Raw genomic sequence first — 18,238 nt, forward strand, 5'->3', positions numbered from 1 at the left:
CCGCCAGTGGGCGGGGGAAGACAGATCAGACGTTCTTACGTTCGATGGTTTGTTCGCCCCAGAACAACGAATCTTTGTCGGTTTTCTTGAAGGCCAGGATCAACACTTCGTCATTGCCTTCTTCCCAGATTTGCTCTGCGAGCTTTTCGTCGTAGTTGGCGAGTTCGAAAATGGCTTCAGCAATTTCTGGTGAAGTATTGCGCAGGGTGGCAAATTCACCCACGCGATGGGCTTTGGCTTCTTGAGTTGGCATGCTACGTCCTCCTGTCAGATTAGTGTTTCAGTTTCACGGCAAAACCGGCCACGTATTCACCCTGATAGCGGGCAATAGCCAGTTCTTCGGCGCTGGGCTGTCGTGAGCCGTCGCCACCGGCGATCGTCGTTGCACCATAAGGTGTTCCGCCGCGCACCTGTGAAACATCAAAAAGTTCTTTCGCCCCATAACCGATGGGCACAATCACCATTCCATGATGCGCAAGCGTCGTCCATGTGGAAGAGATAGTGTGCTCCTGACCGCCGCCAGTACCTGTAGAACTGAATACGCTGGCGATCTTACCGTGCAGTGCGCCTGACGCCCATAATCCGCCGGTCTGGTCGAGGAAGGTGCGCATCTGACCCGCCATATTGCCGAAGCGCGTGGGCGTGCCGAAGATAATGGCGTCGTAATCCGCTAACTCCTGCGGTGTCGCTACTGGTGCGGACTGCGCTTTACCCCCTGATTTCGCAAAAAGCTCAGGCGGCATGGTTTCAGGCACGCGTTTGATGGTGACTTCCGCCCCTGCCACTTTTTCCACACCTTCCGCAATAGCCTGCGCCATTGTTTCGATGTGCCCATACATGGAGTAATAGAGCACCAGTACGCGGACATTCGCGCCATCTGTCGTTTGCATGTCTCTCTCCTTCGCTCAACAAATCACAAAATAAGCGTAGCACATGGAGAGTTTTCGCTTATCTATCAGACGGGTCTTAGGAGATCGCCGGGAGTCGTTTGAGCTTCAGATTTAAATGGCAGGCATTGTTGCAAAATGAAACATTTTGCCGCTTCGGATTTCGCAAGTCATAAGAAAGGCTTATCAATGTCCGCGATAAATTAAATCCTCAACAGCAAGTATGATGTTGCAGAATATTAACAACGGGTAGCCGGATGGCTGATGCTGGCTAAGCTTTAGTCATGCGACGCGATATACCTTTCCGGTTCGTGTCGTGAATGGGAAGTAATTCCGTGAACGTAATGCAGTATGATGTCTAATGTTTAACAATTCTGGAGGTCAGAAATGGCAAACCATCGTGGTGGATCAGGCAATTTCGCTGAAGACCGTGATCGAGCATCAGAAGCAGGTCGTAAAGGTGGCCAGCAGAGTGGGGGTAATTTCAAAAATAACCCTGAACGCGCATCCGAAGCGGGAAAAAAAGGGGGTAAAAATAGCCACGGCAGCCGCGGTAACAGCGAGTAGCGCTGCGTAGCTAAGACGAGTAACACGCCTGTTGTGTATTATCGCGTGTGAAGCGTCCCCGCCGCCGGATTATCCGGCGGTTTTTTTTGCCCGCAATCTGTATTCAGTTAACAGGACGCATTGCCGGAAACAGGATCACGTCGCGGATGGTCGGTGAGTCTGTAAATAACATCACCATTCTGTCGATCCCAATCCCTAATCCTGCGGTCGGCGGCAAGCCATACTCCAGCGCTGTCACATAATCCGCCTCATAAAACATGGCTTCATCATCACCCGCATCGCGGGATGCCACCTGCTCCCGGAAACGCTCCGCCTGATCCTCCGCATCATTAAGCTCAGAAAAGCCGTTGCCGATTTCCCGCCCCCCAATAAAGAATTCAAAGCGATCGGTAAAGTGCGGATTATCATCGCTACGACGGGCGAGCGGCGACACTTCTGCCGGGTATTGCGTGATAAAGGTCGGCTGAATAAGCTGGCTTTCCGCGACCGCATCAAATATTTCGGTGATGAGCCGCCCGTGTCCCCAGTTGGCTTCCGGCACAATACCCAGTTTGTCAGCCAGGGCGGCGGTAAGGGCAGGGGAATCCAGCTCTTCCATCAGGATCCCGCTACCGTATTTGACGATGGCTTCTTTCATCGTCAAACGGGTAAAGGGCTTGCCGAAATCAAAGGTGTGATCGCCGTAGGTCACTTCTGTAGCGCCCGTCACCTCCAGCGCCAGCGTCCGGAACAGCGCCTCGGTCAGTTCGATCAGATCCTTATAGTCCGCATAGGCCATGTAGAGTTCCATCATGGTGAACTCGGGATTATGGCGCGGGGAAATGCCCTCGTTACGGAAGTTGCGATTGATCTCGAACACCCGTTCAAAGCCGCCTGCCACCAGCCGTTTGAGATAGAGTTCGGGAGAAATGCGTAAAAACATCTGCTGGTCGAGAGCATTGTGATGCGTAATAAACGGGCGCGCCGATGCCCCGCCGGGGATCGTTTGCATCATCGGCGTTTCCACTTCCATAAACTGACGGGCGTGCATAAAGCTGCGGATGGCCGCTATCATTCTGGATCGGATACGGAAGGTGCTGCGCGTTTTTTCGTTAGCGATAAGATCCAGATAGCGCTGGCGATAGCGACGCTCCTGATCGATTAGCCCGTGGAATTTGTCCGGCAGCGGCCTGACCGCTTTGGTGAGCAGACGTAATTCAGTACACTCCACGGTCAACTCACCGGTTTGCGTTTTAAACAGCACCCCGGCCGCGCCGATAATATCCCCCTGATCGAACATTCGCAGATGCTGTTCATAGCGCGTCAGACCAATGCCTTTTGCGCTGATATACAGCTGAATGCGCCCGCCCATATCCTGCAACGTAATAAACGCCGCTCTACCCATAATCCGGCGCGTCATCAGGCGGCCCGCTACGCGCACGACGATCTTTTGCGCTTGCAGCGTTTCTTTGCTGAAGGGATCGTAAAGCTGATGCAGGCGGTCGGCCGTGGCATCGCGGCGGAAATCGTTCGGAAAGGCGTTACCGTTGCGGCGCAACTGCGCCAGTTTTTTCATACGCGCGCTGAACTCATCGTTCATCGTCTGCGTTTGACCCGTCGTGTCCATACTGTGTCAGCCTCTTTAATAGTGGTAGCTGACAGGCACTTTACTGCCGGGAGAGTGAGGAATGCAAGTAAAGCGATCTTCATGGAGATCGTTTCGATCTCCATTAGCGTAACATGTTACTCGTCTTTCGTACCGTAAGAGTGTTTTATTTCGTCCATCAGTGATGACGCCTGTGCATAGAAACGCTCGCGCTGGCTGATGGATAAGCTATAAAGCTGCTGTTCAAAATCACTCTGCAACCGTGAATCATGCAGGATCCCTTTCACTCCCTCCTTGTGAATGACTTTCAGCAACGCCTCCACTTCATTTTTATCCAGCGAGTTAAAAACCATCGACCAGGCGAATTCCAGCGGATCCTTCGTGGGGCGATTTTCCCCGGTCGTCGCGCCATTGTCGGTCAGTAACGCCGGTGGTTCCTTGTGTACGCCAGAGGCCAGCCATTCCACGGAGACGCCTTCCCGGTCAGCGATTTTTTTCGCCATGCTCAGCGAGGGCTCAGTACCACGGTTGAGGTAATTGTTAAGTGTGGAGTAAGAGAGATCCCACGCTTTCGCCACGGAGCGCGTGCTGCGTGAACCAATGAGCAATCGCAGCCGGTAGGCCAGTCCTTCTACAGACGTATCTTCATCACCAGTCAGGGGTTCATTCTTCATCGTCTTCCATCCTGCCTCATACAACTCTGCAAGTTGATGCGCAAAGCGACCAAAAATATGCGAGACGTGCCGCATTTATCCGATTCAGGACTTTTTATCTCCTCAAAAGAGATCAATGCTATGTCTGCTTCGTTACATTGAGTTCAACCCATGGGGTTATGCCATGGGGTAAAAGAAAGAGGTTAATCGAATAATGGCTACAAATGAAGAGCATAGGGACTGGAACCGTATAGATATCGTCGCCGCGCTGCACAACTAGGGCATTTCTATCCGTGAACTCTCTGTGCGTGCCGGGCTGAAACCCGACACGCTAAAAAATGCCTTATCCCGCGCCTATCCAAAAGCTGAACGCATTATCGCCGATGCGCTGGGCGTTGCGCCGGAACATATCTGGCCCAGTCGTTATTTGAATGGCACCCGCAAGTCTTCGAAAGATTCTTCACTGATCAATTGACGCTAAAACAAGGAGGGGCAATGCGCTGAAAATAATAACCGCCACGGCACGATCATTAAATAAACACACAGCTTTTATTATACAGAGATGGAATGATGAATAATCCCGGAAATAAAATGGGAGTCATGCATCTGACCATATTAACCGCGGTTAATATGCTGGGGTCAGGTATTATTATGCTTCCCACTAAACTCGCCGAAGTCGGTACGATGTCTATTACCTCCTGGCTCGTAATTCTGCCTGGGTGCCTTACACCAATTTCAGCCCAATTTATCAGGGGCTCTGCGGCATGAGCGGTAACCGGATACCGGGAAAGTGATCTACGAAACCCAGTCTACGCACAAACTGCTCTGCTGACGCCGGGTATGGATCGCCTGGGCAACATGGAGGACCAGGGTATTCCGGCCTCTGTTGTGGCGAAATACCTCGATCAGCAGGGGATTATCGTCGAGAAAACCGGTCCCTATAATCTGCTGTTCCTGTTCAGTATTGGCATTAACAAAACCAAAGCGCTGCGTCTGATGCGGGCGCTGAATGATTTCAAACGCGATTACGACCGCAACCTGCACGTCAAAGAGATGCTGCCTTCGGTATACCATCAGTAGCCCGCATTTTACGGCAATATGCGTATTCAGGTGCTCGCCACCGGCATTCATGCCCTGATCCGTCAACACCGTCTGCCCGAGCTGATGTTTAACGCCTTTGAAACTCTGCCAACCATGGTGATGAACCCGCACCATTATCCTGGTTTCGAAACCGATATTCATGGCGCGTATCGCCAGCCGGATGGTCGCTATACGGTGAAAGTCATCAAAAACCTGCGTTAATCTCACTGTCCGCCGTGCCCGGAACGCGAGGGGCACGGCGGTTTTTTTTGCTTCCGGTGTTGAACTCCGCAAACCGCCATCGCACACTACAGCGCTGATTTCATTACTGGTTGTCGCATGGAAACTTTCTTGTCCCGCTATTCCTTCTCCGTCAAACCGCAGGAAGCCCTGCTGATCCTTATCACTATGTTCTGGGGCGGCACCTTCCTCGCCGTGCAATATGCGGTGACAATGAGCGGTCCGTTCTTTTTTGTCGGCCTGCGTTTTGCCACTGCCGCGCTGGCGGTGGCCTTGCTGTCGCTGAAAGTGCTGCGCGGCGTCACCTGGCTGGAAGTAAAAGCCGGTGTGGCAATCGGGGTATCCATTGCGCTGGGGTATAGCTTACAGACCTGGGGCTTACAGACCATCTCCAGCAGTAAATCGGCGTTTATCACCGCCATGTATGTTCCGCTGGTGCCGCTGTTGCAGTGGCTGTGTCTGGGCAGGATGCCGGGGCTGATGTCCTGTATCGGGATCCTGCTGGCCTTTACCGGTTTGATCCTGCTGGCCGGGCCAGGGGGCGATCTGCTGGTGCCGGGGGAGGGGGAACTGATTACCCTGGCAAGCGCGGTGGCTATCGCCGCAGAAATTATTCTTATCAGCGCCTGGGCCGGAAAAGTGGACATCCGCCGGGTGACCATTATCCAGCTTGCCACCGCCTCACTGGTGGCGTTTTTCGCCATGATCCCCGCCGGGGAAGCTGTGCCGCCGTTGTCGCCTGCGCTGCTGGGTGTCGGGTTGGGACTGGGCATTTTCAGCGCCATTATTCAGGTGGTAATGAACTGGGCGCAGCGCAGCGTCTCCCCTACGCGGGCAACGGTGATCTATACTGGCGAGCCGGTATGGGCGGGGATATTCGGGCGTATTGCCGGTGAACGGCTGCCGCTGCTGGCCCTGCTGGGCGGCGTCTTTATCATACTGGGCGTGCTGGTCAGCGAGCTGAAGTTCAACAAGAAAAAGGGCGTGAGCGAATGACCCGGGGCGAAGTAAAAAAAAGTGGGAAACGGTCGCAGGCGGTGAGCGAGAAAAGGGCGGCGATCCTTGCTGCGGCCCTGGCGCTGTTTTCCCGCTCGGGCATCCACGGCACGCGTCTTGAACAGGTGGCCGAGCAGGCGGGCGTCTCCAAAACCAATCTGCTCTATTACTACCCGTCGAAGGAAGCGCTTTACGTCGCCGTACTGCAACAAATTCTCGATATCTGGCTGGCGCCGCTGAAAGCCTTCCGGGAAGATTTTGCGCCGCTGGTGGCAATCAAAGAGTATATCCGCCTGAAGCTGGAGGTGTCCCGCGATCACCCGCAGGCCTCAAGGCTGTTCTGTCTGGAGATGTTGCAGGGCGCGCCGCTGCTGAAAGCGGAGCTGACCGGGGATTTAAAAGCGCTGGTGGACGCAAAATCGGCCATTATCGCCGGCTGGGTGGAGAGCGGTAAGCTCGCGCCTGTCGACCCGCATCATCTGATCTTTATGATCTGGGCCGCCACGCAGCATTACGCTGATTTTGCGCCCCAGGTTGAAGCGGTAACCGGGGCGACATTACAGGATGCTGAGTTTTTCCAGCGCACGGTGGATAACGTCCAGCGGATGATCATCGAAGGGATCCGCGCGCGTTAATTCCCCGGCGGCAGCGGGCAGCTGAGATCGCCTTCCTCACACTGTAACAGCGAGGCCAGCCAGGCTTCGCGCTCGACGGTTTTATCATGCAGACACTGATTGTTGATCATCGGCTGCACGCTGCCGCCTTCAGTGGCGGAGCTGATAAAGGCGCAGTCGGCATCGCGCATGGTGATCCACGCCTGTTGCGCTTTTTTGAGCAGCTCGCGCTGCGGCGCGTCGGCGCGTTTCATGGCGGTGCTGTAGGTGTCGTTGAGTTTTTTATCCGCCGTCTGATATTGCGTGGCGGTGCAGCTGTTCAGATCGGCCTGCGTGCTGGCGCTGGCGCAGTCATCCGCGAGCGCCGGGGCGCTTAACAGCGCAGCAGCAAAAAAGAGGGATGTGCGTTTCATCATGTCTCCCGGAGTAGCGAAAACAAAAGCCTACACGGTCAGGCATGGCCGGGCAAGCCCGGGCTGAGGGTGGTTATGTCGGGTGGCGGCTTCGCCTTACCCGACCTACAAACTACAAATCGAATGGTAGATACCGTAGGCCCGGCAAGCCTGCGCCGCCGGGCACCCATCACAACTTAACCGATGGTCATCAGGCTGGCGTTGCCGCCTGCCGCTGCGGTGTTCACGCTGAGAGAACGCTCCACGCACAGCCGCTCCAGCAGGATATTGCTTTCGCCGCGGGCAAAGCCCTGCACCGACACAATCGCCCCTTCACGTTCTGCCACCTGCTCGCACCAGGCGCGCAGCTGATCGGAATCGCCGTGGAAGATCACCGCATCGAATGCCTGGGCCGCGAGGGTTTCCGGCGCGGCAAGCTGAATACGCGCAGTCACCGCCTGCGGCAGACGTTTTTGCAGATCGCGATGCAGACCATCTTCCGGCCACAGCACCTGACTACCCACCGACAGCACCGCCGCCAGCTGCGTCAGCGCATCCTGTTCGTTATCGGCGAGGCACAGCACGCGCTCACGCGGTAACAGGGTCCAGGTATTACGCTCACCGGTCGGCCCCGGCAGCACCCGCTGCGTACCACTCTGCGCCTGTTCAGCAAACTGTGCGCACAGCGTCTGTAACTCCGGGTTGTCCTTCGCCCAGCTCTGCAATGCCGCCAGCGGCTGCGCGAGCAGGGTTTTCAGCTGCGTATCCACGGTCTGCCCGGCATCATGACGGGTGAGTGTGGTGGTCACGGCGGTTTCCGGACGGCTGGAGAGCAGACGGTACAGATACAGCGGGCCACCGGCTTTCGGTCCGGTTCCGGACAAGCCTTCGCCGCCGAACGGCTGCACACCCACCACCGCGCCAACCATATTGCGGTTCACGTACAGGTTACCGACGTGCGCGCTGCCGGTCACTTTGGCAATGGTTTCGTCGATGCGCGTATGCACGCCCAGCGTCAGGCCATACCCGGAAGCGTTGATCTGCCCGATCAGCGCGTCCAGCGTCTCGCGGCGATAGCGCACCACGTGCAGCACCGGGCCAAACACCTCTTTCGTCAGCTCGTCAAAGCGCTCCAGCTCAATCAGCGTTGGCGGAATAAAGGTGCCGGTGTTCCACTCTTTCGCGTCTTCACGGTTGTCATAAACCGCCTGGAACACCTTGCGGCCTTTGGCGCGCATGGCCTGAATATGATTTTCGATGCTGGCTTTGGCGTCGGCGTCGATCACCGGGCCAACGTCGGTGGAGAGACGCTCCGGATTACCCATGCGGCACTCCGCCATTGCGCCGCGCAGCATGGTCAGGGTGTGATCGGCAATGTCGTCCTGTAGGCAGAGCACGCGCAGCGCCGAGCAGCGCTGGCCCGCGCTGTCAAAAGCGGATGCCAGCACGTCCACCACCACCTGTTCGGTGAGTGCGGAAGAGTCGACGATCATGGCGTTCATGCCGCCCGTTTCGGCGATCAGCGGCATCGGGCGTCCCTGCGGATCCAGTCTGGTGGCGATGGTGCGTTGCAGCAGCGACGCCACTTCCGTGGAGCCGGTAAACATCACGCCGCGCACACGGCTGTCGGCGGTCAGCTGCGCGCCAACCGTTTCCCCGCGCCCCGGCAGCAGCTGCACCACGCCCGGCGGCACGCCCGCTTCCAGTAAAATCGCCACACCGGCCGCGGCGATCAGCGGCGTCTGCTCAGCCGGTTTTGCCAGCACGCAGTTGCCTGCCGCCAGCGCGGCGGCGATCTGGCCGGTGAAAATGGCCAGCGGGAAGTTCCACGGGCTGATACAGACCACCGGACCCAGCGGGCGATGGGTTTCGTTATCAAAATCGTGGCGCACCTGATCCGCATAGTAATGCAGGAAGTCCACCGCCTCGCGCACCTCGGCGATGGCGTTGCTGAAGGTTTTGCCCGCTTCACGCACCAGAATGCCGATCAGCTGCTGCATCTGGCCTTCCATCAGCATGGCGGCGCGTTCGAGGATCGCCGCGCGCTCCTGCGGCGGGGTGGCGAACCAGATTGGCGCCTGATCCACCGCGCTTGCCAGCGCGCGCTCCACTTCGGCGGCGGTGGCTTCGCGGGTATAGCCGACAATATCTTTCGGCTCGGCAGGGTTAATGACCGGCGTCAGTTCGCCCGTCTCACAGGGCTGCTCCAGCACCGGCAGCGCCTGCCATTGTTGCTGGGCGCTGTTAAGCAGGGCAGAGGAGAGGGACGCCAGACGGTGTTCATTGGCCAGATCCAGCCCGGCAGAGTTGACGCGGCCATTGGCGTACAGCTCGCGCGGCAGCGGGATCTTCGGATGCGGCAGCCCCACCTGGCCTTCCTGGGCGGCGAGTTTTTCCACGGCCTTCACCGGATCGGCCACCAGCTCATCCAGCGGCAGGGTGGTATCCGCGATGCGGTTAACAAAGGAGGTGTTCGCGCCGTTTTCCAGCAGACGACGCACCAGATAGGCCAGCAGGGTTTCATGGGTGCCGACCGGGGCATAAATACGGCAGGGGCGATTGAGTTTGCCGTCGGCCACTTTACCCACCACCTGCTCGTACAGCGGTTCGCCCATGCCGTGCAGGCACTGGAACTCATACTGACCCGGATAGTAGTTCTGACCGGCAAGCTGATAGATCGCCGCCAGCGTGTGGGCGTTATGGGTGGCGAACTGCGGGTAGATCAGGTTCGGCACGCCGAGCAATTTCTTCGCGCAGGCGAGGTAAGACACATCGGTGTACACCTTACGGGTATATACCGGATAACCCTCCAGACCTTCCATCTGCGCGCGCTTGATTTCGCTGTCCCAGTACGCGCCCTTCACCAGGCGGATCATCAGGCGACGGCGGCTGCGACCAGCAAGGTCAATCAGATAATCAATCACAAACGGGCAGCGCTTCATGTACGCCTGGATCACAAAGCCGATGCCGTTCCAGCCTGCCAGCTCCGGCTCGAAGCAGAGTTTTTCCAGCAGGTCGAGGGAGATCTCCAGGCGGTCGGCTTCTTCAGCATCAATGTTAATGCCGATATCGTACTGGCGCGCCAGCAGGGTGAGCGACTTCAGACGCGGGTAAAGTTCTTCCATTACGCGATCGTACTGGGCGCGGCTGTAGCGCGGATGCAATGCCGACAGCTTGATGGAAATCCCCGGCCCTTCATAGATCCCGCGACCATTAGAGGCCTTGCCAATGGCGTGGATCGCCTGCTGGTAAGAAACCATATAGGCCTGGGCGTCAGCCGCGGTCAGCGCCGCTTCGCCCAGCATATCGTAGGAGTAGCGGAAGCCTTTATCTTCCAGCTTGCGGGCATTAGCCAGCGCTTCGGAGATGGTTTCCCCGGTAACGAACTGTTCACCCATCAGGCGCATCGCCATATCCACGCCTTTACGGATCAGCGGCTCGCCGCTCTTGCCGATGATGCGGTTAAGGGAGCGGGAGAGGCTGGCTTCATTATGGGTGGACACCAGACGTCCGGTAAACAGCAGGCCCCAGGTGGCGGCATTGACGAACAGCGACGGGCTGCGGCCAATGTGCGACTGCCAGTTACCGTTGCTGATCTTGTCGCGGATCAGCGCATCGCGCGTGGCTTTATCCGGAATACGCAGCAGCGCTTCCGCCAGGCACATCAGCGCCACGCCTTCCTGGGAAGAAAGGGAAAACTCCTGCAACAGGCTTTGCACCATACCGGCGCGGCCGCTGGCGGTTTTCTGGTTACGCAGTTTTTCCGCCAGTTGATAAGCCAGCGAATGGGCGGCGCTCGCGACCGGCTCAGGCAGGCGCGCCTGTTCAAGCAGCATAGGTACGGCATCGGTTTCCGGGCGGCGATACGCAGCCGTAATGGTGGCGCGGGTCACCGACTGCGGCAGAATGTTTCCGGCAAATTCCAGGAAGGGCTGATGCGGTTCTTCCGTGGCTTCACTAATCTCTTCCGCTTCCGCAGTTTCCGCGTTAAAAGGCGCAGCAAACTCCGCTGGCGTACCCTCGGTTTCCAGCTTTTCAAGGTAATTAAAAATGGCCTGTTTGATCAGCCAGTGCGGGGTACGATCGATACGTGAGGCGGCAGTTTTAATTCTTTCGCGCGTTGCATCGTCCAGCTTAACCCCCATGGTGGTGGCGCCCATGTGCGTGACTCCCTTTATTCTGATGTCATACCGTATTGGTTAACCTGAAATATCCACTATGTTGCAACTTTGTGCAACCATGTTAATTGTGACCTCGCCAGCAAGCTAATAAATGGCTTAATTGTTAATGAAGGGTAATGCTATTTAACGACCTTGCGTCGCCGTCTCACGCCTTAAAACATGCGGCGCTTAACACTTTTTCAAGGTGCAACCTTTAAAAGCGTGAGCGAGTGCAACCTGGCAATAAAAAGGCAAAAAACAGGGATGAAATTGATGTGAATGGTGTGTTAAATCGATTGTGGTTCAGAAACGCTTCCGGCAGGATACGGTCGCCCCATAAAACAATGACGCTTTTTCCACGTTCCGGAGAAGGTGCCCGCGGCAAGCATTTTATTTGCCGACGAATAAATCTGGAGATCTTTTCATGGCAGTTAGCACACCAATGATGGTGACGTTTTTAATTTATATCTTTGGCATGATCCTGATCGGGTTTGTCGCCTGGCGTTCAACCAAAAACTTTGACGATTATATTCTGGGCGGGCGTAGTCTTGGTCCTTTCGTGACTGCACTTTCCGCAGGGGCGTCCGACATGAGCGGCTGGCTGCTGATGGGGCTGCCCGGGGCGATTTTTATTTCCGGGATCTCCGAAAGCTGGATCGCCATCGGCCTGACGCTGGGCGCATGGATCAACTGGAAGCTGGTGGCCGGGCGTCTGCGCGTGCACACCGAAGCCAACAATAATGCCCTGACGCTGCCGGATTATTTCACTGGCCGTTTTGAAGATAAAAGCCGCGTCCTGCGTATTATTTCCGCGCTGGTGATCCTGCTGTTCTTCACCATCTATTGTGCATCAGGCATTGTGGCAGGCGCGCGTCTGTTTGAAAGCACTTTCGGCATGAGCTACGAAACCGCACTCTGGGCGGGGGCGGCGGCCACCATCATCTATACCTTTATCGGTGGATTCCTCGCGGTAAGCTGGACTGATACCGTGCAGGCGAGCCTGATGATTTTCGCGCTGATCCTCACGCCGGTGATTGTAATTATCTCCGTGGGCGGTTTTGGCGATTCGCTGGAAGTGATCAAACAAAAAAGCATTGAAAACGTTGATATGCTGAAAGGGCTGAACCTGGTGGCGATCATCTCGCTGATGGGCTGGGGTCTGGGCTATTTCGGACAGCCGCATATTCTGGCGCGTTTTATGGCCGCCGATTCCCATCACACCATTGTTCATGCCCGCCGTATCAGCATGGCATGGATGATCTTCTGTCTGGCCGGTGCCGTGGCGGTAGGTTTCTTCGGTATTGCCTACTTTAATAACAACCCGTCGCTGGCGGGCGCAGTAAACCAGAACGCCGAGCGCGTATTTATTGAACTGGCGCAGATCCTCTTTAACCCGTGGATCGCGGGCATTCTGCTGTCGGCTATTCTGGCGGCGGTGATGTCTACCCTCAGCTGTCAGCTGCTGGTGTGCTCCAGCGCTATTACCGAAGATCTGTACAAAGCGTTTCTGCGTAAAAACGCCAGCCAGACTGAACTGGTATGGGTTGGGCGCGTGATGGTGCTGGTAGTCGCGCTGGTGGCCATTGCGCTGGCGGCGAATCCGGAAAACCGCGTGCTGGGCCTGGTGAGCTATGCCTGGGCGGGCTTCGGCGCGGCCTTTGGTCCGGTGGTGCTGTTCTCGGTACTGTGGTCACGCATGACCCGTAACGGCGCGCTGGCGGGTATGGTGATCGGCGCGGTGACGGTGATCGTCTGGAAGCACTTCGAACTGTTCGGCCTGTATGAAATCATTCCGGGCTTTATTTTCGGCAGTATCGGTATTGTGGTGTTCAGTCTGCTGGGCAAAGCGCCATCCGCTGCAATGCAGCAACGCTTCGCGGAAGCGGATGCGCATTACCACTCCAAACCTGGCGCACCCGCGCAGGGCATCCGTTAATTGTAATTTGTGACCTCCCGTGACCCGGCAGCGCTGCGCTGCCGGGCTTTTACTTCGTCACCTTTCCACGCTTTTCTGCTTCCTGATCCTTACCCTGCAAAGCATTTACATTCTGTGATTATTCAAATCAGATTTTACTTGTCTTTCCTCTTGCCGTAATGATAATCACTATCATTGAAATTTTACTTTTCTTTGCATCAGTTGACAGTCAATAACGTTTAAGGGTTTTCCACATGTTTGTCCCGTTTCTCATTATGTTACGCGAGGGGCTTGAAGCCGCGCTGATTGTCAGCCTGATCGCCAGCTACCTGAAGCGCACCCAACGCGCGCGCTTGTTTGGCGTAATGTGGATTGGCGTTTTTCTCGCCGCCGCGCTCTGTCTGGCGCTGGGCATTATCATCAACGAAACCACCGGCGAGTTTCCGCAAAAAGAGCAGGAGCTGTTCGAAGGCATAGTGGCGGTGATCGCCGTGGTGATCCTCACCTGGATGGTGTTCTGGATGCGTAAAGTGTCGCGTAACGTCAGGGTGCAGCTGGAGCAGGCGGTGGATGCCGCATTGCAGAAGGGGAACCGTCACGGCTGGGCGCTGGTGATGATGGTGTTCTTTGCCGTTGCGCGTGAAGGGCTGGAATCGGTGTTTTTCCTGCTGGCGGCATTCCAGCAGGATGTGGGGATCTGGCCGCCGATCGGCGCGCTGGCAGGCCTCGCAACGGCTGTGGTGCTCGGTTTTTTACTCTACTGGGGCGGCGTTCGCCTGAATATGGCGGCGTTTTTCAAATGGACCAGCCTGTTTATTTTGCTGGTGGCCGCCGGGCTGTCGGCAGGGGCGATCCGCGCATTTCATGAGGCCGGGCTGTGGAACCACTTCCAGGACGTGGCTTTCGATATGAGCAACACGCTCAGCACCCATACGCTGTTCGGTACGCTGCTGGAAGGGATTTTTGGTTATCAGGAAGCGCCGAGCGTCAGCGAAGTGGCGGTATGGTTTATCTATCTGATCCCGGCGCTGGTGCTGTTTGCGCTGCCCCCCCGTACCGGCACGCAGCCATCGCGCATGGCGCCGTAATTATTTTAAACTTGCTCAACTAGTTACAACATACTATTTAAGGGAAAGGTCATGGCACTTCATTTTCGTCGTACAGCGTTACAGGCGGGTATCGCCACGCTGCTGTCCTGTGCATTTGCTGCGCAGGCTGCGGATGTTCCCCAGGTCAAAGTCACGGTAAACGATAAACAGTGTGAGCCGATGACACTCACGGTAAACGCCGGTAAAACCCAGTTTGTGATCCTTAACCACAGCCAGAAAGCGCTGGAGTGGGAGATCCTCAAAGGCGTGATGGTGGTGGAGGAGCGGGAAAATATCGCCCCAGGCTTCAGCCAGAAACTGACCGCCAACTTACAGCCTGGCGAATACGACATGACCTGTGGCCTGCTGACCAACCCGAAAGGCAAGCTGATCGTTAAAGGTAAGGCCACCGGCGATGCTGAGCAGGGCAACGGCCTGCTCAGCCTGAGCGGGGCGATTACCAACTATAAAACCTATGTCACCAAAGAGATGGACGGTCTGGTTGCCGGCACCAAAGCTTTTACCGATGCGGTCAAAGCCGGTGACATTGAAAAAGCGAAATCCCTGTACGCGCCGACGCGCCAGCATTACGAGCGCATCGAACCTATTGCCGAGCTGTTCTCGGATCTGGATGGCAGCATCGATGCCCGTGAAGATGACTACGAGCAGAAAGCCGCCGATCCGAAATTCACCGGTTTCCACCGTCTGGAAAAAGCGCTCTTTGGCGATAATTCCACCAAAGGCATGGAGCAGTACGCCGATCAGCTCAACAGCGACGTGCTGGAGCTGCAAAAACGCATCAGCGAACTGGCGTTCCCGCCGTCAAAAGTGGTGGGCGGCGCGGCGGGCCTGATCGAAGAAGTGGCGGCGAGCAAAATCAGCGGTGAAGAAGATCGCTACAGCCATACCGACCTGTGGGACTTCCAGGCCAACGTCGATGGCGCGCAAAAGATTGTTGACCTGCTGCGTCCGCAACTGCAAAAGGGCAACAGCGAACTACTGGCTAAAGTGGATGAGAACTTTAAAAAGGTCGATACCATCCTCGCGAAATATCGCACCAAAGATGGTTTTGAAACCTATGACAAGCTGACCGATGCCGATCGTAACGCGCTGAAAGGGCCGATCACCACGCTGGCGGAAGATCTGGCGCAGTTGCGCGGTGTGCTCGGGCTGGATTAAGCAGAAATGAACCACGACGAAGATTACGGCGTGAGCGAGCCGTCGCGCCGCCGTTTACTGAAAAGTATGGGCGCGCTTGGCGGCGCGCTGGCACTGACCGGCGGCTGCCCGGCGCATGCGGCCAAACCGCAGAGCGCGCCGGGTACGGTATCGCCGGATGCGCGCATGGAAACCCAGCCTTTTTATGGCGCGCATCAGGCGGGCATTCTGACGCCGCAACAGGCGTCGATGATGCTGGTCGCCTTTGACGTGCTGGCCAGCGATAAAGCCGATTTGCAGCGGCTGTTTCGTCTGCTGACGCAGCGCATCGCCTTTTTGACCACCGGCGGTCCGGCGCCGGACACGCCGAACCCGCGTCTGCCGCCGACGGATTCCGGTATTCTCGGGGAATTCATCGCCCCGGATAATCTGACCATTACGGTGTCGCTCGGCAAATCGCTGTTCGACGAGCGCTTCGGGCTGGCCGCCCATGCGCCGCGCAAACTGCAAAAAATGACACGCTTTCCGAATGACTCGCTGGATGCGGCGCTGTGCCATGGCGATGTGCTGCTGCAAATCTGCGCCAACACCGCCGACACCGTGATCCACGCCCTGCGCGACATCATCAAGTACACGCCGGACTTGCTCAGCGTGCGCTGGAAACGGGAAGGCTTCATTTCCGCACACGCAGCACGCAGTAAAGGCAAGGAGACGCCGATCAATCTTCTCGGCTTCAAAGATGGCACCGCCAACCCGGACAGCAAAAATGACGCGCTGATGAAGGAGGTGGTGTGGGTGCAGGCCAGTCAGGATGAACCTGCCTGGACCGCTGGCGGCAGCTATCAGGCGGTGCGCATCATCCAGTTCCATGTGGAATTCTGGGACCGTACGCCGCTGAAAGAGCAGCAGACGATTTTTGGCCGTGACAAGCACAGCGGCGCGCCGCTCGGTATGCAGCATGAGCACGACGTGCCGGACTACAGCCGCGATCCGGATGGCGATGTGATCGCTCTCGACAGCCATATCCGGCTGGCCAATCCGCGCACGCCGGAGACCCGGTCCAGCCTGATGATGCGCCGGGGCTATAGCTATTCGCTGGGGGTGACTAATTCCGGCCAACTGGATATGGGGCTGCTGTTCGTCTGCTATCAGCACGATCTGGAAGAAGGATTCCTGACGGTGCAGAAGCGGCTCAATGGCGAAGCGCTGGAGGAGTATATCAAGCCCATCGGCGGCGGTTATTTCTTTGCGCTGCCGGGGGTGCCAGACGCCAATCATTATCTGGCGCAAGGCTTGCTGGAAGCCTGACGCTGCCAACCCTGTCGGCCGCGGCAGGGTTCCTTTGTTACGGATCGCCGCAGCACTATCATTTTTTAGTATGAGCAACTCATTGTTATATTTCTGTAATATAAATGTCAGATGCTCTTAGTCACGGAAGCGCTGGTTGAAGTTATAAAAAAGTAATCTCAATGTTGCACTTGTGCTAAATTGAAAGGTAAGGAAAGCAGCCAGTGTTCCCGGCAGTGATGAGTCCTTTCACTATGGAGATCGCGAATGGTAAGGTCCTGTACCGGACATAACAGCAAATCATCCCGCAAATCCCGGTGCGGTAGATCCTCTACCGGCAATGACTTCCTCACCGCTTTATTTTCCATCCCCTCTGAAATCCCTGATGTATCCGATGCGGCAGATGTCTTAACTGGTCGTTCTGCGGCGTCATGTCCAAAAGCAAGCAATGGCTTACAAGGAAGCCAAACCTCAGACGTTCGTGCGCATAATCGCGTCGCTGTTGACGCGTGTGATGTAAACCAACAACTCAAGGTGCTATCCATGGGAAGACAAAAAGCAGTGATCAAAGCTCGTCGTGAAGCAAAACGTGTGCTGAGACGGGATTCGCGCAGTCATAAACAGCGTGAAGAAGAATCGGTCACCTCGCTTGTGCAGATGAGTGGCGTAGAATCAATTGGCATGGCCCGGGACTGCCGTGATAGTTCGCCAATTGCCGCGCGTAATGAAGCTCAGGCGCACTACCTGAATGCTATTGAGAGCAAGTCCCTTATTTTCGCTACCGGTGAAGCGGGCTGCGGAAAAACCTGGATTAGCGCAGCGAAAGCGGCGGAGGCCCTCATTCATAAGGACGTGGAGAGGATTATCGTCACCCGGCCGGTCCTGCAAGCCGATGAAGATCTTGGCTTCTTACCCGGCGACATCTCGGAGAAGTTCGCTCCCTATTTCCGGCCCGTCTACGATGTGCTGCTGAAACGTCTTGGGGCGTCCTTTATGCAATACTGCCTGCGACCAGAAATCGGCAAGGTAGAAATCGCGCCGTTCGCCTATATGCGCGGACGTACATTTGAAAATGCGGTCGTCATTCTTGACGAGGCTCAGAACGTGACCGCTGCGCAAATGAAAATGTTTTTGACGCGCCTCGGGGAGAACGTGACCGTCATCGTTAACGGTGATGTGACGCAGTGCGATTTGCCGTCGGGCGTTAAGTCCGGCCTGAGCGACGCGCTGGCACGTTTTGAGGAAGATGAAATGGTAGGCATAGTCCGCTTCACGACAGAAGACTGCGTCCGCTCGGCCCTCTGCCAGCGCACGCTGAAAGCGTACTATTAAGACAGTTTTTTGATGACAAAGCCCGGGATACCGGGCTTTGGTTTTTGTAGGGCAGAATAAGGACGAAAAAAAAGCCCGTACGTAAGTACGAGCTCTTCTTTAAATATGGCGGTGAGGGAGGGATTGACTCGCTGCGCTCGCCCTGCGGGCAGCTTCCTCGCAGGCTCGTCAGCTGTCCAAATGCGCAGGCGCATTTGTCGAACCCTCAGTCGGGGGGTTCTCATCCCTCCCTCTTCGGGGACTACAAAAGAAAAAAGCCCGTACTTGCGTACAGGCTCTCATCT

Annotated in this window: 15 protein-coding genes, 1 other RNA gene and 2 pseudogenes; 11 read left to right on the plus strand and 7 right to left on the minus strand. The window is 56.4% G+C overall.

Translation table 11 applies throughout. From position 1 onward, the window contains the following. Positions 1 to 25: 25 nt before the first annotated feature. Positions 26 to 253, minus strand: coding sequence for a YccJ family protein (locus ACQUTD_RS08160; RefSeq protein WP_072568085.1), 228 nt, complete (start codon positions 251 to 253; stop codon positions 26 to 28). Positions 254 to 272: 19 nt separating this feature from the next. Next, the gene (gene wrbA / locus ACQUTD_RS08165) at positions 273 to 890 is read right to left on the minus strand and encodes an NAD(P)H:quinone oxidoreductase (protein WP_473274941.1); all 618 of its coding nucleotides are present in this window, start codon (positions 888 to 890) and stop codon (positions 273 to 275) included. A gap of 384 nt (positions 891 to 1,274) precedes the next feature. On the opposite strand from wrbA, the gene ACQUTD_RS08170 reads away from it, so the two are divergent. Next, positions 1,275 to 1,454, plus strand: coding sequence for a con-10 family general stress protein (locus ACQUTD_RS08170; RefSeq protein WP_072568087.1), 180 nt, complete (start codon positions 1,275 to 1,277; stop codon positions 1,452 to 1,454). Positions 1,455 to 1,557: 103 nt separating this feature from the next. Here ACQUTD_RS08170 and lysS read toward each other — a convergent pair whose 3' ends face one another. Further along, positions 1,558 to 3,060 carry a lysine--tRNA ligase gene (gene lysS / locus ACQUTD_RS08175; RefSeq protein ID WP_473274939.1) on the minus strand — a complete coding sequence of 501 codons (1,503 nt, stop codon included), beginning with the start codon at positions 3,058 to 3,060 and terminating at the stop codon, positions 1,558 to 1,560. A gap of 116 nt (positions 3,061 to 3,176) precedes the next feature. Continuing rightward, positions 3,177 to 3,713 (minus strand): helix-turn-helix domain-containing protein, encoded by a 537-nt coding sequence (locus ACQUTD_RS08180; RefSeq protein ID WP_473274938.1) that lies wholly within the window; start codon positions 3,711 to 3,713, stop codon positions 3,177 to 3,179. Positions 3,714 to 3,975: 262 nt separating this feature from the next. On the opposite strand from ACQUTD_RS08180, the gene ACQUTD_RS08185 reads away from it, so the two are divergent. From ACQUTD_RS08185 to rutR, 5 genes and pseudogenes are all read left to right on the plus strand, one after another. Then, a complete protein-coding gene (locus ACQUTD_RS08185; RefSeq protein WP_473274999.1) occupies positions 3,976 to 4,167 on the plus strand; it encodes a helix-turn-helix domain-containing protein in 192 nt (63 codons plus the stop codon). A 95-nt stretch (positions 4,168 to 4,262) separates the two neighbouring features. Continuing rightward, positions 4,263 to 4,418, plus strand: a pseudogene (gene potE / locus ACQUTD_RS08190) (putrescine-ornithine antiporter); the annotation flags it as partial. Between the two features lie 90 nt (positions 4,419 to 4,508). Then, a pseudogene (locus ACQUTD_RS08195) lies at positions 4,509 to 4,994 on the plus strand (Orn/Lys/Arg family decarboxylase); the annotation flags it as partial. Positions 4,995 to 5,111: 117 nt separating this feature from the next. Next, entirely contained in the window at positions 5,112 to 6,008 is an 897-nt protein-coding gene (locus tag ACQUTD_RS08200; RefSeq protein ID WP_473274936.1) for an EamA family transporter, read from the plus strand. Beyond that, complete coding sequence (gene rutR / locus ACQUTD_RS08205) at positions 6,005 to 6,643, plus strand: HTH-type transcriptional regulator RutR (RefSeq protein ID WP_072568094.1); 639 nt, start codon at positions 6,005 to 6,007, stop codon at positions 6,641 to 6,643. The genes ACQUTD_RS08200 and rutR overlap by 4 nt, the downstream gene beginning before the upstream one ends. Here rutR and ACQUTD_RS08210 read toward each other — a convergent pair. After that, on the minus strand, positions 6,640 to 7,035 hold the full coding sequence (locus ACQUTD_RS08210) for a lysozyme inhibitor LprI family protein (RefSeq protein WP_321988759.1): 396 nt from the start codon (positions 7,033 to 7,035) through the stop codon (positions 6,640 to 6,642). The two genes, rutR and ACQUTD_RS08210, sit on opposite strands and share 4 nt — an antisense overlap. Before the next feature lie 176 nt (positions 7,036 to 7,211). Continuing rightward, positions 7,212 to 11,174, minus strand: coding sequence for a trifunctional transcriptional regulator/proline dehydrogenase/L-glutamate gamma-semialdehyde dehydrogenase (putA, locus tag ACQUTD_RS08215; RefSeq protein WP_473274935.1), 3,963 nt, complete (start codon positions 11,172 to 11,174; stop codon positions 7,212 to 7,214). A 424-nt stretch (positions 11,175 to 11,598) separates the two neighbouring features. On the opposite strand from putA, the gene putP reads away from it, so the two are divergent. The 5 genes from putP to phoH all read left to right on the plus strand — a co-directional run bounded on the left by putP (position 11,599) and on the right by phoH (position 17,954). Continuing rightward, on the plus strand, positions 11,599 to 13,110 hold the full coding sequence (putP, locus tag ACQUTD_RS08220; RefSeq protein WP_318364388.1) for a sodium/proline symporter PutP: 1,512 nt from the start codon (positions 11,599 to 11,601) through the stop codon (positions 13,108 to 13,110). A 233-nt stretch (positions 13,111 to 13,343) separates the two neighbouring features. Continuing rightward, a complete protein-coding gene (gene efeU / locus ACQUTD_RS08225; protein WP_473274933.1) occupies positions 13,344 to 14,177 on the plus strand; it encodes an iron uptake transporter permease EfeU in 834 nt (277 codons plus the stop codon). 51 nt (positions 14,178 to 14,228) lie between these two features. After that, the gene (gene efeO, locus ACQUTD_RS08230; protein WP_473274932.1) at positions 14,229 to 15,356 is read left to right on the plus strand and encodes an iron uptake system protein EfeO; all 1,128 of its coding nucleotides are present in this window, start codon (positions 14,229 to 14,231) and stop codon (positions 15,354 to 15,356) included. Between the two features lie 6 nt (positions 15,357 to 15,362). Continuing rightward, positions 15,363 to 16,643 carry an iron uptake transporter deferrochelatase/peroxidase subunit gene (gene efeB / locus ACQUTD_RS08235; protein WP_473274931.1) on the plus strand — a complete coding sequence of 427 codons (1,281 nt, stop codon included), beginning with the start codon at positions 15,363 to 15,365 and terminating at the stop codon, positions 16,641 to 16,643. Positions 16,644 to 17,165: 522 nt separating this feature from the next. Then, positions 17,166 to 17,954: a phosphate starvation-inducible protein PhoH gene (phoH, locus tag ACQUTD_RS08240; RefSeq protein ID WP_318364384.1), complete on the plus strand. Its 789-nt coding sequence runs from the start codon at positions 17,166 to 17,168 to the stop codon at positions 17,952 to 17,954. Positions 17,955 to 18,060: 106 nt separating this feature from the next. On the opposite strand, the gene ACQUTD_RS08245 is transcribed toward phoH, so the two are convergent. After that, a non-coding RNA gene (locus ACQUTD_RS08245) (RtT sRNA) lies at positions 18,061 to 18,199 on the minus strand. Positions 18,200 to 18,238: the final 39 nt, after the last annotated feature.

Source organism: Enterobacter sp. K510, assembly GCF_055804875.1.

Coding starts and splice junctions, on each gene's coding strand:
- ACQUTD_RS08160 (WP_072568085.1), bottom strand. CDS start 253: ATGCCAACTCAAGAAGCCAAAGCCCATCGCGTGGGTGAATTTGCCACC.
- wrbA (WP_473274941.1), bottom strand. CDS start 890: ATGCAAACGACAGATGGCGCGAATGTCCGCGTACTGGTGCTCTATTAC.
- ACQUTD_RS08170 (WP_072568087.1), top strand. CDS start 1,275: ATGGCAAACCATCGTGGTGGATCAGGCAATTTCGCTGAAGACCGTGAT.
- lysS (WP_473274939.1), bottom strand. CDS start 3,060: ATGGACACGACGGGTCAAACGCAGACGATGAACGATGAGTTCAGCGCG.
- ACQUTD_RS08180 (WP_473274938.1), bottom strand. CDS start 3,713: ATGAAGAATGAACCCCTGACTGGTGATGAAGATACGTCTGTAGAAGGA.
- ACQUTD_RS08200 (WP_473274936.1), top strand. CDS start 5,112: ATGGAAACTTTCTTGTCCCGCTATTCCTTCTCCGTCAAACCGCAGGAA.
- rutR (WP_072568094.1), top strand. CDS start 6,005: ATGACCCGGGGCGAAGTAAAAAAAAGTGGGAAACGGTCGCAGGCGGTG.
- ACQUTD_RS08210 (WP_321988759.1), bottom strand. CDS start 7,035: ATGAAACGCACATCCCTCTTTTTTGCTGCTGCGCTGTTAAGCGCCCCG.
- putA (WP_473274935.1), bottom strand. CDS start 11,174: ATGGGCGCCACCACCATGGGGGTTAAGCTGGACGATGCAACGCGCGAA.
- putP (WP_318364388.1), top strand. CDS start 11,599: ATGGCAGTTAGCACACCAATGATGGTGACGTTTTTAATTTATATCTTT.
- efeU (WP_473274933.1), top strand. CDS start 13,344: ATGTTTGTCCCGTTTCTCATTATGTTACGCGAGGGGCTTGAAGCCGCG.
- efeO (WP_473274932.1), top strand. CDS start 14,229: ATGGCACTTCATTTTCGTCGTACAGCGTTACAGGCGGGTATCGCCACG.
- efeB (WP_473274931.1), top strand. CDS start 15,363: ATGAACCACGACGAAGATTACGGCGTGAGCGAGCCGTCGCGCCGCCGT.
- phoH (WP_318364384.1), top strand. CDS start 17,166: ATGGGAAGACAAAAAGCAGTGATCAAAGCTCGTCGTGAAGCAAAACGT.